Source organism: Acetobacterium fimetarium (assembly GCF_014284475.1).
GTDB classification, from domain to species: domain Bacteria; phylum Bacillota; class Clostridia; order Eubacteriales; family Eubacteriaceae; genus Acetobacterium; species Acetobacterium fimetarium.
In genome coordinates this window covers 99,033-114,000 of sequence record NZ_WJBC01000005.1, presented here as the reverse complement: position 1 = coordinate 114,000, position 14,968 = coordinate 99,033, and the positions used below count along the sequence as shown (strand labels likewise).

The 14,968-nt window shown below is 40.7% G+C and carries 15 protein-coding genes; 11 read left to right on the top strand and 4 right to left on the bottom strand.

The features are described 5' to 3' along the window. Nucleotides 1–6: 6 nt before the first annotated feature. The 4 genes from GH808_RS05280 to GH808_RS05265 all read right to left on the bottom strand — a co-directional run bounded on the left by GH808_RS05280 (nucleotide 7) and on the right by GH808_RS05265 (nucleotide 2,981). Nucleotides 7–366 (bottom strand): competence type IV pilus major pilin ComGC, encoded by a 360-nt coding sequence (locus GH808_RS05280; RefSeq protein ID WP_186841735.1) that lies wholly within the window; start codon nucleotides 364–366, stop codon nucleotides 7–9. Nucleotides 367–507: 141 nt separating this feature from the next. Beyond that, a complete protein-coding gene (locus tag GH808_RS05275; protein WP_186841734.1) occupies nucleotides 508–681 on the bottom strand; it encodes a FeoB-associated Cys-rich membrane protein in 174 nt (57 codons plus the stop codon). Between the two features lie 21 nt (nucleotides 682–702). Beyond that, nucleotides 703–2,727 (bottom strand): ferrous iron transport protein B, encoded by a 2,025-nt coding sequence (gene feoB / locus GH808_RS05270; RefSeq protein WP_186841733.1) that lies wholly within the window; start codon nucleotides 2,725–2,727, stop codon nucleotides 703–705. A 29-nt stretch (nucleotides 2,728–2,756) separates the two neighbouring features. After that, nucleotides 2,757–2,981, bottom strand: a complete 225-nt coding sequence (locus tag GH808_RS05265; RefSeq protein WP_311135756.1) for a FeoA family protein — start codon at nucleotides 2,979–2,981, stop codon at nucleotides 2,757–2,759. A 493-nt stretch (nucleotides 2,982–3,474) separates the two neighbouring features. Here GH808_RS05265 and GH808_RS05260 point away from each other — a divergent pair, with 493 nt between their 5' ends. The 11 genes from GH808_RS05260 to GH808_RS05205 all read left to right on the top strand — a co-directional run bounded on the left by GH808_RS05260 (nucleotide 3,475) and on the right by GH808_RS05205 (nucleotide 14,885). Beyond that, nucleotides 3,475–3,789 (top strand): YdcP family protein, encoded by a 315-nt coding sequence (locus tag GH808_RS05260; RefSeq protein ID WP_000420682.1) that lies wholly within the window; start codon nucleotides 3,475–3,477, stop codon nucleotides 3,787–3,789. Nucleotides 3,790–3,807: 18 nt separating this feature from the next. Beyond that, complete coding sequence (locus tag GH808_RS05255) at nucleotides 3,808–4,191, top strand: YdcP family protein (RefSeq protein ID WP_001234286.1); 384 nt, start codon at nucleotides 3,808–3,810, stop codon at nucleotides 4,189–4,191. A 28-nt stretch (nucleotides 4,192–4,219) separates the two neighbouring features. Next, nucleotides 4,220–5,605, top strand: coding sequence for an FtsK/SpoIIIE domain-containing protein (locus GH808_RS05250; RefSeq protein ID WP_000813488.1), 1,386 nt, complete (start codon nucleotides 4,220–4,222; stop codon nucleotides 5,603–5,605). Between the two features lie 192 nt (nucleotides 5,606–5,797). Continuing rightward, nucleotides 5,798–6,988 carry a MobT family relaxase gene (gene mobT, locus GH808_RS05240; protein ID WP_191619837.1) on the top strand — a complete coding sequence of 397 codons (1,191 nt, stop codon included), beginning with the start codon at nucleotides 5,798–5,800 and terminating at the stop codon, nucleotides 6,986–6,988. A gap of 42 nt (nucleotides 6,989–7,030) precedes the next feature. Beyond that, complete coding sequence (locus tag GH808_RS05235; protein ID WP_001009056.1) at nucleotides 7,031–7,252, top strand: hypothetical protein; 222 nt, start codon at nucleotides 7,031–7,033, stop codon at nucleotides 7,250–7,252. A 116-nt stretch (nucleotides 7,253–7,368) separates the two neighbouring features. Beyond that, complete coding sequence (locus GH808_RS05230) at nucleotides 7,369–7,866, top strand: antirestriction protein ArdA (RefSeq protein WP_000342539.1); 498 nt, start codon at nucleotides 7,369–7,371, stop codon at nucleotides 7,864–7,866. Nucleotides 7,867–7,954: 88 nt separating this feature from the next. Beyond that, the gene (locus tag GH808_RS05225; protein ID WP_000723888.1) at nucleotides 7,955–8,347 is read left to right on the top strand and encodes a conjugal transfer protein; all 393 of its coding nucleotides are present in this window, start codon (nucleotides 7,955–7,957) and stop codon (nucleotides 8,345–8,347) included. Next, complete coding sequence (gene tcpF, locus GH808_RS05220; protein WP_000331160.1) at nucleotides 8,331–10,778, top strand: conjugal transfer ATPase TcpF; 2,448 nt, start codon at nucleotides 8,331–8,333, stop codon at nucleotides 10,776–10,778. Before GH808_RS05225 ends, tcpF begins: the two co-directional genes overlap by 17 nt. A gap of 14 nt (nucleotides 10,779–10,792) precedes the next feature. Continuing rightward, nucleotides 10,793–12,958, top strand: coding sequence for a CD3337/EF1877 family mobilome membrane protein (locus GH808_RS05215; protein ID WP_476559226.1), 2,166 nt, complete (start codon nucleotides 10,793–10,795; stop codon nucleotides 12,956–12,958). Beyond that, the gene (locus tag GH808_RS05210; protein ID WP_000769868.1) at nucleotides 12,955–13,956 is read left to right on the top strand and encodes a bifunctional lytic transglycosylase/C40 family peptidase; all 1,002 of its coding nucleotides are present in this window, start codon (nucleotides 12,955–12,957) and stop codon (nucleotides 13,954–13,956) included. Before GH808_RS05215 ends, GH808_RS05210 begins: the two co-directional genes overlap by 4 nt. Next, complete coding sequence (locus GH808_RS05205) at nucleotides 13,953–14,885, top strand: conjugal transfer protein (RefSeq protein ID WP_001224318.1); 933 nt, start codon at nucleotides 13,953–13,955, stop codon at nucleotides 14,883–14,885. Before GH808_RS05210 ends, GH808_RS05205 begins: the two co-directional genes overlap by 4 nt. The last annotated feature ends 83 nt before the right edge of the window (nucleotides 14,886–14,968 follow it).

Below are 14,968 nucleotides of genomic sequence, written 5' to 3'. Positions count from 1 at the left end.
TCACTTCTATTTGAGGCTCACTGTTTTGGTCGATTTATCATAACTAAATACTTTATTTTTGCTCACTGGCTTTATCTCGGCATTTTTTAAATAGCCCTTTGCGTTCAATTCTGTAACCAATCCGTCAAAAGTGGCTATCGTGGATGGGATCTCACCTTTTTCAGCCTCATACAGTTCGACAGCACTTTGAACGATGTGAACATTTGCCAAATCTGTTTTTTCCTGCGAATTCGCAAGAACCCCAGTAAAACGCGGCAATGCCAAAGCGGTCAACGCTCCCAGGATCGCGATCACCACGATTACCTCGATTAGCGTAAACCCACAAACATTTTGAGCGAGTCTGAAAGGGCTGTCTTTATTTTCCACTTTTTCTCTCCATTCTCTTTTAACTTGAATGGTAACACGATAAATCAATTAAAGAAAGAGTAAAAATTTATTTTTCGTTGCATATTGCAACCGATAAAACAATGGTCCCCAAACCTACAACGCTCAAAATTTTGCAGCTACTTAAAGCTCTTTTTTGTTTTTCTGAGGATCTTCTGTTCCCGTTTTGCAACCGGGGCAACTTCCGCCTTTACAGCCTTCACAGGTAAAATCTCCTGATTTCATCTTCCTGACTTTTTTAAATATAACATAACCGGCAGCGCCAATAATCAAAGCTGCCAATATCCACGTAACCATTTTATACCTGCTTTCTGATCTCTAATAAATAAATATTCTGCTTCCGATCTGAAAAACTAGAAAGGACACGACGTAGGCTAAACCAATTTGGTAAGCCAGTGCAAAAAGAAAGTCTTTCCAGTTTCCCAGCTCTTTTTTCATGGTGGCAAGCGCCGCCATACAAGGTGATGCCAACAACACAAAAATTATAAAACTATAAGCCGAAACCGGTGTGAAAATCTGACTGATTGCGTCCGTCAGGCCGCTTGCCTGACCCGCCGTCAATACGCTCAAGGTACTGATAATCATTTCTTTGGCCGCAATGCCAGTCAGCAATGCAACAGAGGCCATCCAGTTGCCGAAACCGAGCGGTACGAAAACCGGCGCAATCAATTTGCCAAAGGCTGCCAGAATGCTTTCATCCGCGGATTGCACCATTTGAAACGACAGCGTAAAGTTCTGTAAAAACCATAAAACGACCGATGCCGCAAAGATAATGGTTCCTGCCCGTATCAGGAATTCTTTTATTCTATCCCATACCTGAGTCAGGGTATTCTTCAATTTGGGCAGTCGATAGGGTGGAATCTCAAGAAGATAACCCGAATCGGCCCCCTTGAACCAGGTTTTTGAAAGAATGAACCCGGACGAAAAGACCACAATCAAACTGATCAGATAGAGCGAAAACACCAGCAATGTCTGATTCGCGGTAAAGAACACCGAAGCCATCAGGATGTAGATCGGCATTTTCGCACCACATGAAATAAACGGTGTCAAAACGGCTGTCAATTTACGTTCTCGTTCATTTTCCAGCGTCCGTGTTGCCATGATCCCCGGAACCGAACAGCCCAAGCCGACAACCATGGGAATGAAGGATTTTCCTGACATCCCAAAATGGCGGAAGATACGATCCATCATAAAAGCAACTCTTGCCATATATCCGCTGTCTTCCAGAATGGAGATAAAAAAGAACAGGACCATCAGCTGCGGTACAAAGGTGATGACGGCGCCCACCCCGGTGATAATCCCATCATTGATCAGAGCAATGATCCAATCATCTGCCCCGATGCCTCCCAGGCCCGATGCGATGTTGACGATCAGCACGTCGTTGATGAACCACTCAATGCCGCCGACGGTTAAATTCCCCACCAGCGTGATGGAGATGTAGTAAATGATGAACATGAAAACAAAAAAAATCGGGATCGCCGCGAAGCGATTCATTAAAACTTTATCGAGTTTTTCCGCAAACTGAAAGCTGTTTTCTTTCGTTTTTCGTGTTGCCTGATTGACACTGTCAGTGATAAAGCGGTAACGGAAATCCGCGATGGCGCTGTCCACATCATGTTTTGAAAACTCTTCGATCTGCTCTCTTGTCTTCTCAATATCGCCCAATAATTCAGCCGGATCATCAAGCTTTGACAAAATTTCCTCATCTTTTTCAATCAGTTTTACCGTTCGAAAAATCCGGGGATAATCCGCCAGAACATCCGGGTACTTGTCTTTCAACAAACTTTCAAATACTTCAAACATTTCATTGATTTTTTCGGGAAATATCTTCGGGAATGCCTGCCTTTTATCATCGACCACGATCTTCTCGACCAATCGAATCAGCTCGTCAATGCCCGTTTCATTTTGTGCCGATATTTCCACAAACGGAAAGCCAAACAGTTTTTCCATCATGTCAACATCGATTTTTACCCCTTTTTTCGCCACGACATCCATCATATTGAGAGCGCCAACCATTGGGCAATCCAGCTCCATGAGCTGCGTGGTTAAATAAAGATTACGCTCGATATTTGAAGCATCAATGATGTTGATGATAAGATCAGGATGTTCATTCAGCAGAAAATTTCGCGAGACAATCTCATCCATGGAATAGGGTGCCAGTGAATAAATACCCGGAAGATCGACCAATGAAATACTTTCTGAAGTATTCTTTAATTCGCCTTCCTTTTTTTCCACCGTCACTCCCGGCCAGTTACCCACATACAGATTGCTGCCGGTGAGACAATTAAATAGCGTGGTCTTTCCCGCATTGGGATTTCCCGCCAAAGCAACCTTAAATTTCATATTTTTCCTCATTTCCGTTCTGCCTGATGCTACTGAACCATTAGAATATTTTCCGCGTCTTTCTTTCTGAGACTCAACGCATAACCTCTCAGCCGAACTTCAATGGGATCCCCAAATGGAGCTGTTTTATTAACTTCTATCTCAACACCGGGTGTAACACCCATATCCATGAGCTTTCGTCTCATCAGACCTTCAACCGCAATCGAACCAACACACGCTTTTTGTCCTGGTTTTAAATCCTTCAATGTGAATATAACAAACACCTCCATATCTCTGTAATTTCAGGATTCGCCATCCTGCGATTCTTAACCATCGCATTTCAGCTCCTCCCTGATTTGTTAGTCTTATTATACTTTAATTGAAAATCATTGTCAATTAGCTTTTATATGTATTTAAGTTTTTTTTAAAAATAAAAATAGCATAAAAATCTAGTTATCCGCATAAAAACTGGACTTATCACACTTTATCAAGGTCAAAACCACTCAATTTACTACTAATTTACTACTTATGAATGAGCTTTGATACGACGATTTATCCTTGAAAAGTGAAGATATAAAGATACTTCCAATAAAATTTGAATATTTAATAGGTAGACACTTCAAAAAATGAGGTGTCTATTTTTTTACCCGATTTTGAAAGGAAGTGAACTTATGAAAACAAAAAATCAAGAATCAAAAGGTCGTTCCCCACTCTTTAAGACCATCAAACATTCATTCAGCCAATAAAAAAGAAAGGATAGGTAAAAATATGGAACTTAAATTTGTGATTCCCAACATGGAAAAAACATTCGGCAATTTAGAATTTGCTGGCGAGGATAAAGTCGTTCAGCGAAGAATCAACGGACGGCTAACTGTCTTATCAAGAAGCTATAATCTCTATTCTGATGTTCAAAGAGCAGATGATATTGTGGTGGTGCTTCCTGCTGAAGCTGGCGAAAAACATTTCGGCTTTGAGGAACGTGTGAAGTTAGTCAATCCACGTATTACCGCAGAGGGCTACAAAATCGGCACTCGTGGTTTTACAAATTACCTTTTACATGCTGACGACATGATAAAAGAATAAAGAAAGAGAGGAAAAATGATGAGATTAGCAAATGGCATTGTATTAGATAAAGACACGACTTTTGGAGAATTGAAATTCTCTGCTCTACGTCGTGAAGTGAGAATCCAAAATGAAGACGGGTCGGTTTCAGATGAAATCAAGGAACGTACCTATGACTTAAAATCCAAAGGACAAGGACGCATGATTCAAGTAAGTATTCCTGCCAGCGTGCCTTTGAAAGAGTTTGATTATAACGCACGGGTGGAACTTATCAATCCCATTGCGGACACCGTTGCTACTGCCACCTATCAAGGAGCAGATGTTGACTGGTATATCAAGGCAGACGATATTGTGCTGACAAAGGATTCTAGTTCATTCAAAGCTCAACCACAAGCAAAGAAAGAACCGACACAAGACAAATAGTCGCTAGGTAGAAAGGAGACTTTTTCGCATGAAACAGCGTGGTAAAAGGATTCGCCCATCTGGTAAAGATTTAGTCTTTCATTTTACGATAGCGTCACTCCTGCCTGTTTTCCTGCTGGTTGTCGGACTGTTTCATGTGAAGACAATCCAGCAGATCAACTGGCAGGATTTTAACCTATCACAAGCAGATAAGATTGACATTCCCTATTTAATTATCAGTTTCAGTGTCGCAATTCTTATCTGCTTGCTGGTAGCGTTTGTATTCAAACGGGTTCGCTATGATACGGTTAAACAACTTTACCACCGTCAAAAACTGGCAAAGATGATACTTGAAAACAAGTGGTATGAATCTGAACAGGTCAAAACAGAGGGTTTCTTTAAAGATAGTGCTGGTCGTACAAAGGAAAAGATAACCTACTTCCCTAAAATGTATTATCGACTTAAAAATGGCTTGATACAGATACGGGTGGAAATCACGCTGGGAAAATATCAAGACCAACTCTTACACTTGGAAAAGAAATTAGAGAGTGGCTTGTACTGTGAGCTGACGGATAAAGAGTTAAAGGATTCCTATGTGGAATATACTTTGCTCTATGACACCATAGCCAGTCGTATTTCTATTGATGAAGTAGAAGCTAAAGATGGTAAACTTCGCTTAATGAAAAACGTATGGTGGGAATATGATAAGCTCCCTCATATGTTGATTGCTGGTGGTACAGGTGGCGGTAAAACTTACTTTATACTGACACTGATTGAAGCCTTGCTTCATACAGATTCAAAACTGTATATTCTTGACCCGAAAAATGCTGATCTTGCGGACTTAGGTTCTGTGATGGCAAATGTCTACTATAGAAAAGAAGACTTGCTTTCTTGCATTGAAACATTCTATGAAGAAATGATGAAACGTAGTGAGGAAATGAAGCAGATGAAGAACTATAAGACTGGCAAAAATTATGCTTACTTAGGTCTCCCGGCACACTTCTTAATCTTTGATGAATACGTCGCTTTCATGGAAATGCTGGGAACAAAAGAAAACACCGCAGTTATGAATAAGCTGAAACAGATTGTCATGTTAGGTCGTCAAGCTGGCTTCTTTCTAATACTGGCTTGTCAACGTCCAGACGCAAAATATTTAGGCGACGGAATCCGTGATCAGTTTAATTTCAGAGTGGCTTTAGGTCGTATGTCTGAAATGGGCTATGGCATGATGTTTGGCAGTGACGTACAAAAGGATTTCTTCTTAAAGCGAATCAAAGGTCGTGGCTATGTTGATGTAGGAACAAGTGTCATATCAGAGTTTTATACTCCCCTTGTACCAAAAGGATATGATTTCTTGGAGGAAATTAAAAAGTTATCCAACAGCAGACAGTCCACGCAGGCGACGTGCGAAGCGGAAGTCGCAGGTGTGGACTGATCTTGCTGGCTGGTGTGGCAATAGCCACGCCAGCACTTACCCCCCCGTATCTAACAGGGGGGTACAAATCGACAGGAAACAGTCAAAAAAACATTAGAAAATCCTTTGGTTACAAGGGATTTACAAAATTTCAGCGTATGTCAAATGGGCTTTAAAAGTTGACATACGCCTTTTTGATTGGAGGGATTTTTACTGAATGAACAAACTTGGTTACAGCATTTAAAAGAAAAACGCTTGGCTTATGGACTATCTCAAAACCGTTTAGCTGTTGCGACTGGTATTACAAGGCAGTATCTAAGCGATATTGAAACAGGAAAAGTCAAGCCATCAGAGGATTTACAGCAGTCCCTTTGGGAAGCTCTGGAACGCTTCAATCCCGACGCTCCCCTTGAAATGCTGTTTGATTATGTAAGAATTCGCTTTCCGACAACAGACGTACAGCAGGTGGTCGAAAACATCTTACAACTGAAACTGTCCTATTTTCTTCATGAGGACTATGGTTTCTATTCTTATTCAGAGCATTATGCTTTAGGCGACATATTCGTCCTTTGCTCCCATGAACTGGACAAAGGAGTTCTGGTGGAATTGAAAGGTCGTGGGTGCAGACAATTTGAAAGCTATCTTCTGGCACAACAAAGAAGCTGGTATGAGTTCTTTATGGACGTTTTGGTGGCTGGCGGTGTGATGAAACGCCTTGACCTTGCCATTAACGATAAGACAGGGATTTTAAATATCCCTGTACTCACTGAAAAGTGCCAACAGGAAGAATGTATCTCCGTCTTCCGCAGTTTTAAAAGCTATCGCAGTGGCGAACTGGTACGCAAAGAGGAAAAGGAATGTATGGGAAACACCCTCTATATCGGTTCATTACAAAGTGAAGTTTATTTCTGTATCTATGAAAAGGACTACGAGCAGTACAAGAAAAATGATATTCCCATTGAAGACGCAGAAGTAAAAAACCGTTTTGAGATTCGATTGAAAAATGAGCGTGCCTATTATGCAGTCCGTGATTTACTCGTCTATGACAATCCAGAGCATACCGCCTTTAAAATTATCAATCGGTATATCCGTTTTGTAGATAAAGACGATTCCAAACCTCGTTCTGATTGGAAACTGAATGAAGAATGGGCTTGGTTTATTGGGAACAATCGTGAACGATTAAAACTAACCACAAAACCAGAGCCTTACTCCTTCCAAAGGACGCTGAACTGGCTATCTCATCAAGTTGCCCCGACCTTAAAGGTTGCGATTAAACTTGATGAAATCAACCAGACGCAGGTTGTAAAAGACATTCTCGACCATGCGAAACTGACAGACCGACACAAGCAGATTTTGAAGCAACAGTCAGTAAAAGAACAGGACGTGATAACAACAAAAAAATAACTCAAATACAAATTCATTGAATATAGAGAGGAGAACATTTTTATGAATTTTGGACAAAACCTTTATAACTGGTTTCTATCAAACGCTCAATCACTGGTGCTTTTAGCAATCGTTGTGATTGGCTTGTATCTTGGCTTCAAGCGTGAGTTTAGCAAACTGATTGGCTTTTTAATTATTGCGATTATTGCGGTTGGCTTAGTCTTCAACGCTGCTGGAGTAAAAGACATTTTACTAGAGCTATTCAATCGCATTATTGGTGCTTAAATAAAACCGTTCTTTTGTGGAATATAAGTGGTTTTCTTATGTTCCGCAAAGGAATGGTACACCAAACGAAGTGCGGTAGGGATTTTTGAATCTCTACAAAGAAAGGACGTGAATATATGGACGATATGCAAGTCTATATTGCGAATTTAGGCAAATACAATGAGGGCGAATTGGTCGGTGCGTGGTTTACCTTTCCCATTGACTTTGAGGAAGTCAAAGAGAAAATCGGCTTGAATGATGAATATGAGGAATACGCCATTCATGACTACGAGTTACCCTTTACGGTTGACGAATACACTTCCATTGGCGAACTCAATCGACTATGGGAAATGGTATCGGAATTACCCGAAGAATTACAATCGGAGCTATCTGCTCTGCTCACTCATTTTTCAAGCATTGAAGAACTAAGCGAACATCAAGAGGATATTATCATTCATTCCGATTGTGATGATATGTATGACGTGGCACGCTACTACATTGAAGAAACGGGTGCTTTAGGCGAAGTACCAGCTAGTCTTCAAAACTATATTGATTATCAAGCCTATGGTCGGGATTTAGACCTTTCAGGAACGTTTATCTCAACCAATCATGGGATTTTTGAAATCGTCTATTAAATCTGTCGGTACATTACTACTGGCAGATTTTCTATTTTACGGGGTGGCTCAATCAGCTACCCCTATTTTTTATGAAAGGATTGATTACATGAAGAAAATACGAAGCTATACCAGTATCTGGTCTGTGGAAAAGGTACTGTATTCTATCAATGATTTTAGACTTCCGTTTCCCATAACCTTTACGCAAATGACATGGTTTGTCGTGTCACTCTTTGCAGTGATGATACTTGGCAACTTGCCCCCTCTTTCCATGATAGAGGGAGCATTTCTCAAATACTTTGGGATTCCTGTGGCTTTCACATGGTTTATGTCTACAAAAACTTTTGATGGTAAAAAGCCTTATGGATTTTTGAAGTCTGTCATTGCTTATGCACTGCGACCAAAGCTGACCTATGCAGGAAAAAAAGTAACGCTTGGCAGAAACCAGCCACAAGAAGCCATTACAGCAGTTAGGAGTGAATTTTATGGCATATCCAATTAAATACATTGAAAACAATCTCGTCTGGAATAAAGACGGGGAATGTTATGCTTACTATGAGCTTGTTCCTTACAATTACTCATTTCTAAGTCCAGAACAGAAAATACAAGTGCATGATTCTTTCAGACAGCTTATCGCACAAAATCGTGATGGCAAAATTCATGCTTTACAAATCAGTACAGAATCCAGCATACGTTCTGCACAAGAGCGTTCCAAAAATGAAGTCACTGGCAAGCTCAAAGCGGTTGCCTATGACAAAATCGACCAACAGACAGACGCTTTAATATCCATGATTGGCGAAAATCAAGTGAACTACCGTTTCTTTATCGGCTTTAAGTTGCTTCTCAACGATCAGGAGTTTTCTATGAAAAGTCTTACCGTTGAAGCAAAAAATGCTTTGTCTGATTTTGTCTATGATGTGAACCATAAGCTGATGGGCGATTTTGTTAGTATGAGTAATGATGAAATCCTGCGTTTTCAGAAGATGGAAAAGCTCTTAGAAAATAAAATCTCTCGTCGTTTCAAAATCCGCAGGTTAGATAAGGACGACTTCGGCTATCTGATTGAACACCTTTACGGACAGACAGGCACTGCCTATGAAGAGTATGAGTACCATCTATCAAAGAAAAAGCTGGATAATGAAACGCTGATTAAATACTATGACTTGATTAAGCCTACTCGCTGTTTGGTGGAAGAAAAACAGCGATATTTGAAAATCCAGCAGGAAGATGAAACCGTCTATGTAGCTTACTTTACCATTAACAGCATTGTCGGAGAACTGGACTTCCCGTCCTCTGAAATCTTCTACTACCAGCAACAGCAATTTACATTCCCGATTGATACGTCAATGAATGTGGAAATTGTAGCGAATCGTAAAGCCCTATCTACTGTCCGCAATAAAAAGAAAGAACTGAAAGACTTGGATAACCACGCTTGGCAAAGTGATAATGAAACCAGCTCCAATGTGGCGGAAGCTCTGGAAAGTGTGAATGAGCTGGAAACCAATTTAGACCAAAGCAAGGAATCTATGTACAAGCTGTCTTATGTGGTAAGGGTATCAGCAAATGATCTTGACGAACTCAAACGTCGTTGTAATGAAGTGAAAGATTTTTATGACGATTTAAGCGTAAAACTGGTACGACCATTTGGGGATATGCTCGGCTTACATGAAGAATTTTTACCTGCCAGCAAGCGTTATATGAATGATTATATTCAATACGTGACCTCTGATTTCCTCGCTGGTTTAGGTTTTGGTGCTACTCAAATGCTGGGGGAAAATGAGGGGATTTATGTTGGCTACAGCTTAGATACTGGACGCAATGTCTATCTGAAACCTGCTCTTGCCAGTCAAGGGGTTAAGGGTTCAGTAACCAATGCGTTAGCGTCGGCTTTTGTTGGTTCGCTGGGTGGTGGTAAATCCTTTGCGAATAACCTTATCGTCTATTATGCGGTGCTTTATGGGGCACAAGCAGTGATTGTAGACCCAAAAGCAGAACGTGGCAGATGGAAAGAAACCTTGCCAGAGATTTCCCATGAAATCAATATCGTCACTCTGACTTCTGATGAGAAAAACAAAGGCTTACTTGACCCTTATGTGATTATGAAAAATCCCAAAGATTCTGAATCACTGGCTATTGATATTCTGACATTCCTTACGGGGATTTCCTCTCGTGATGGGGAACGCTTCCCAATCCTTAGAAAAGCCATTCGTGCAGTAACCAATAGTGAAGTACGAGGGTTGATGAAAGTGATTGAGGAATTACGGGTTGAGAATACGCCACTAAGTACCAGTATAGCCGACCATATCGAAAGTTTTACAGACTATGACTTTGCACATTTATTATTCAGTAATGGTTATGTGGAGCAGTCTATCAGCTTAGAAAAACAACTGAACATTATACAGGTTGCGGACTTGGTACTTCCCGACAAGGAAACTTCCTTTGAGGAATATACCACTATGGAGCTTTTATCCGTTGCTATGCTGATTGTCATTAGTACCTTTGCTTTAGACTTTATCCATACAGACCGAAGCATTTTCAAGATTGTAGATTTAGACGAAGCATGGAGCTTTTTACAGGTAGCACAAGGAAAAACACTATCTATGAAGCTGGTTCGGGCTGGTCGTGCTATGAACGCTGGGGTATATTTCGTGACCCAAAATACAGACGACCTCTTAGATGAAAAACTGAAAAATAACCTCGGCTTAAAATTTGCATTTCGTTCCACTGACCTTAACGAGATTAAAAAGACCTTAGCCTTTTTTGGTGTAGACCCAGAGGACGAAAACAATCAGAAGCGATTGCGTGATTTGGAAAACGGGCAATGCCTTATCAGTGATTTATATGGTCGTGTCGGTGTGATACAGTTCCACCCTGTATTTGAAGAACTGCTCCATGCCTTTGATACCAGACCACCTGTGCGAAAAGAGGTGTAAATGTGAAACCATCAATAGTAAACAGAATAAAATCAAACTGGACGCTGAAACGTCTAGGTAAAGTGGCAATGACAGTGGCTTTCACACTTGTGATTGCCATTTTTCTTTTAGCCATGCTGGGAACGGTGGTTCAAGCTGCGGGCTTGGTAGATGATACGGTCAATGTGGCAAATGAATACAGCCGATACCCACTTGAAAACTATCAACTGGATTTTTATGTGGATAATAGCTGGGGCTGGCTTCCGTGGAACTGGTCGGACGGGATTGGAAAACAGGTCATGTATGGACTATATGCCATTACCAATTTTATTTGGACAATCAGTTTGTATGTTTCCAATGCGACAGGTTACTTAGTACAGGAAGCCTATTCCTTAGACTTCATTTCCGCTACAGCAGATTCCATTGGTAAGAATATGCAGACCTTAGCTGGTGTGAGTGCAAACGGATTTTCAACAGAGGGTTTCTATGTTGGATTCCTCTTACTCTTGATTTTGGTTCTTGGGGTTTATGTTGCCTATACGGGACTGATAAAGAGAGAAACCACAAAGGCAATTCATGCCATTATGAATTTTGTGCTGGTGTTTATCCTATCGGCTTCCTTTATTGCCTACGCTCCCGACTACATTAAAAAAATCAATGACTTTTCATCAGACATCAGTAATACCAGTTTATCACTTGGCACGAAGATTGTCATGCCCCATTCCGATAGTCAAGGCAAGGACAGCGTGGACTTAATCAGAGATAGCCTGTTTTCCATACAGGTTCAGCAACCGTGGCTACTGCTTCAATACAACAGTTCAGACATTGAAAGTATCGGTATTGACCGTGTGGAAAGCCTGCTCTCCACCAGCCCAGATTCCAACAATGGCGAAGACAGAGAAAAAATTGTTGCGGAAGAAATTGAAGACAGAAGCAATACCAATCTAACCATTACAAAGACCATTAACCGTTTAGGTACAGTCTTCTTCCTATTTGTCTTCAATATTGGGATTTCCATATTTGTATTCCTATTAACAGGAATCATGATTTTCTCGCAGGTACTTTTTATCATCTATGCTATGTTTCTGCCTGTGAGCTTTATTTTAAGCATGATTCCATCATTTGATGGTATGTCAAAACGAGCCATAACAAAGCTCTTTAATACCATTTTGACACGAGCTGGAATCACATTGATTATTACGACAGCATTTAGTATTTCAACCATGCTCTATACCTTATCGGCTGGTTATCCGTTCTTTTTGATTGCTTTTCTACAGATTGTGACCTTTGCAGGAATCTACTTCAAGCTGGGCGATTTAATGAGTATGTTTTCTCTACAGAGTAACGATTCTCAAAGTGTGGGAAGTCGTGTGATGAGAAAACCTCGTATGCTTATGCACGCTCACATGCACCGTCTACAGCGGAAACTTGGACGTTCCATGACTACTCTAGGGGCTGGGTCTGCCATTGTTACAGGTAAAAAAGGACAGTCGGGTTCGGGGAGTTCTGCAAGGACACAAGCAGATCACTCCCGACCAGACGGAAAGGAAAAATCAACACTTGGAAAACGTATCGGTCAAACCATCGGTACAGTAGCTGATACCAAAGACAGAATGGTAGACACTGCTAGTGGTTTGAAAGAACAGGTTAAAGATTTGCCGACCAATGCAAGATATGCAGTATATCAAGGAAAATCCAAAGTAAAAGAGAATGTCCGTGATTTAACCAGTAGTATTTCTCAAACCAAAGCGGACAGAGCCAGTGGACGCAAGGAACAGCAGGAACAAAGGCGAAAAACCATTGCGAAGCGTCGCTCTGAAATGGAACAGGTCAAACAGAAAAAACAGCCTGCTTCTTCTGTTCATGAAAGACCGACTACAAGACAAGAACAATATCATGATGAACAGACCTCAAAACAGTCTAATATTCAGACTTCATATAAGGAATCTCAACAAGCCAAACAAGAGCGTCCAGCAGTTAAGTCCGATTTTTCAAGTCCAAAAGTGGAACGCCAAGGCAATACCGTTCAAGAAAAAACCGTTCAAAAGCCAGCAACTTCAACCACTACAGCAGATAGAACTTCACAACGTCCAATCACAAAAGAACGTCCGTCTACTGTTCAAAGAGTACCACTACAAAATACAAGAAGTAGACCACCAATCAAAACCGCCACCATTAAGAAAGTCGGTAAGAAACCATGAAGTTGAAAACTTTAGTGATTGGTGGTTCTGGATTATTCTTGATGGTCTTCTCACTGCTTCTGTTTGTTGCCATTTTATTTTCAGATGAACAGGACAGCGGAATTTCCAATATTCATTATGGAGGTGTGAATGTTTCCGCAGAAGTGCTGGCTCATAAGCCTATGGTAGAAAAATATGCCAAAGAATATGGCGTTGAAGAATATGTCAACATACTTCTTGCGATTATACAGGTGGAATCGGGCGGTACTGCGGAAGATGTTATGCAGTCCTCGGAATCCCTCGGTCTTCCACCTAATTCATTGAGTACAGAAGAATCCATTAAGCAAGGTGTGAAGTATTTCAGTGAATTATTAGCCAGTAGCGAAAGGCTCAGTGTAGATTTAGAATCGGTTATCCAGTCCTACAATTATGGTGGTGGTTTCTTAGGGTATGTGGCTAATCGTGGAAATAAATATACCTTTGAACTGGCTCAAAGTTTCTCAAAAGAGTATTCAGGTGGCGAAAAAGTGTCTTACCCCAATCCCATAGCCATACCTATCAATGGGGGCTGGCGATACAACTATGGCAATATGTTTTATGTGCAACTGGTAACGCAGTATCTTGTCACAACAGAGTTTGATGATGATACGGTACAAGCCATCATGGACGAAGCACTGAAATATGAGGGCTGGCGATACGTTTACGGTGGAGCTTCCCCGACTACTTCTTTTGATTGTAGCGGACTGACACAATGGACGTATGGAAAAGCTGGAATTAACTTACCACGAACCGCACAACAGCAATATGATGTGACCCAGCATATCCCACTATCGGAAGCACAAGCTGGCGATTTGGTTTTCTTTCATTCTACCTATAACGCTGGCTCTTATATTACTCATGTTGGGATATACCTTGGCAATAACCGTATGTTTCATGCAGGCGACCCAATCGGTTATGCCGACTTAACAAGCCCCTACTGGCAACAGCATTTAGTGGGAGCAGGACGAATCAAACAATGAGAAAGGAAGATTTAATGATGAAATTTAGAAAAAATCAGAATAAAGAAAAACAGATACCAAAGGAAAAGAAACCTCGTGTCTATAAGGTCAATCCTCATAAAAAGGTTGTGATTGCCTTGTGGGTACTTTTAGGGCTTAGTTTCAGCTTTGCGATATTCAAGCACTTTACAGCTATAGATACTCATACTATTCACGAAACAACTATCATAGAAAAGGAATACGTTGATACTCATCATGTAGAAAATTTTGTAGAGAACTTTGCGAAAGTCTACTATTCATGGGAGCAATCCGATAAGTCCATTGATAATCGAATGGAAAGTCTAAAAGGCTATCTGACAGATGAACTTCAAGCTCTCAATGTTGATACAGTACGCAAAGATATTCCTGTATCGTCTTCTGTAAGAGGATTTCAGATATGGACGGTAGAGCCAACTGGCGACAATGAGTTTAATGTAACCTACAGTGTAGACCAGCTCATTACAGAGGGAGAAAATACAAAGACCGTCCACTCTGCTTATATAGTGAGTGTCTATGTAGATGGTTCTGGAAATATGGTACTGGTTAAGAATCCGACCATTACCAACATACCTAAGAAATCAAGTTATAAACCAAAAGCCATTGAAAGTGAGGGGACGGTTGATTCCATTACAACCAATGAAATCAATGAGTTTTTAACGACGTTCTTCAAGCTCTATCCTACAGCGACAGCCAGTGAACTTTCCTACTATGTGAATGACGGGATATTAAAACCAATCGGAAAAGAGTACATCTTTCAAGAACTGGTAAATCCTATTCACAATCGTAAGGATAATCAAGTCACGGTATCGCTGACAGTGGAGTATATCGACCAGCAGACCAAAGCAACGCAGGTATCTCAATTTGATTTGGTACTTGAAAAGAACGGGAGTAATTGGAAGATTATAGAATAACAAATATTGGTACATTATTACAGCTATTTTGTAATCACGTACTCTCTTTGATAAAAAATTGGAGATTCCTTTACAAATATGCT

What these genes read in the sequence shown, in the direction of transcription:
- GH808_RS05255 (WP_001234286.1), top strand. Translation starts at nt 3,808, where the DNA reads ATGAGATTAGCAAATGGCATTGTATTAGATAAAGACACGACTTTTGGA.
- tcpF (WP_000331160.1), top strand. Translation starts at nt 8,331, where the DNA reads ATGGCATATCCAATTAAATACATTGAAAACAATCTCGTCTGGAATAAA.
- GH808_RS05205 (WP_001224318.1), top strand. Translation starts at nt 13,953, where the DNA reads ATGAGAAAGGAAGATTTAATGATGAAATTTAGAAAAAATCAGAATAAA.
- GH808_RS05235 (WP_001009056.1), top strand. Translation starts at nt 7,031, where the DNA reads ATGAATTTTGGACAAAACCTTTATAACTGGTTTCTATCAAACGCTCAA.
- GH808_RS05260 (WP_000420682.1), top strand. Translation starts at nt 3,475, where the DNA reads ATGGAACTTAAATTTGTGATTCCCAACATGGAAAAAACATTCGGCAAT.
- GH808_RS05225 (WP_000723888.1), top strand. Translation starts at nt 7,955, where the DNA reads ATGAAGAAAATACGAAGCTATACCAGTATCTGGTCTGTGGAAAAGGTA.
- GH808_RS05250 (WP_000813488.1), top strand. Translation starts at nt 4,220, where the DNA reads ATGAAACAGCGTGGTAAAAGGATTCGCCCATCTGGTAAAGATTTAGTC.
- GH808_RS05275 (WP_186841734.1), bottom strand. Translation starts at nt 681, where the DNA reads ATGGTTACGTGGATATTGGCAGCTTTGATTATTGGCGCTGCCGGTTAT.
- GH808_RS05230 (WP_000342539.1), top strand. Translation starts at nt 7,369, where the DNA reads ATGGACGATATGCAAGTCTATATTGCGAATTTAGGCAAATACAATGAG.
- feoB (WP_186841733.1), bottom strand. Translation starts at nt 2,727, where the DNA reads ATGAAATTTAAGGTTGCTTTGGCGGGAAATCCCAATGCGGGAAAGACC.
- GH808_RS05210 (WP_000769868.1), top strand. Translation starts at nt 12,955, where the DNA reads ATGAAGTTGAAAACTTTAGTGATTGGTGGTTCTGGATTATTCTTGATG.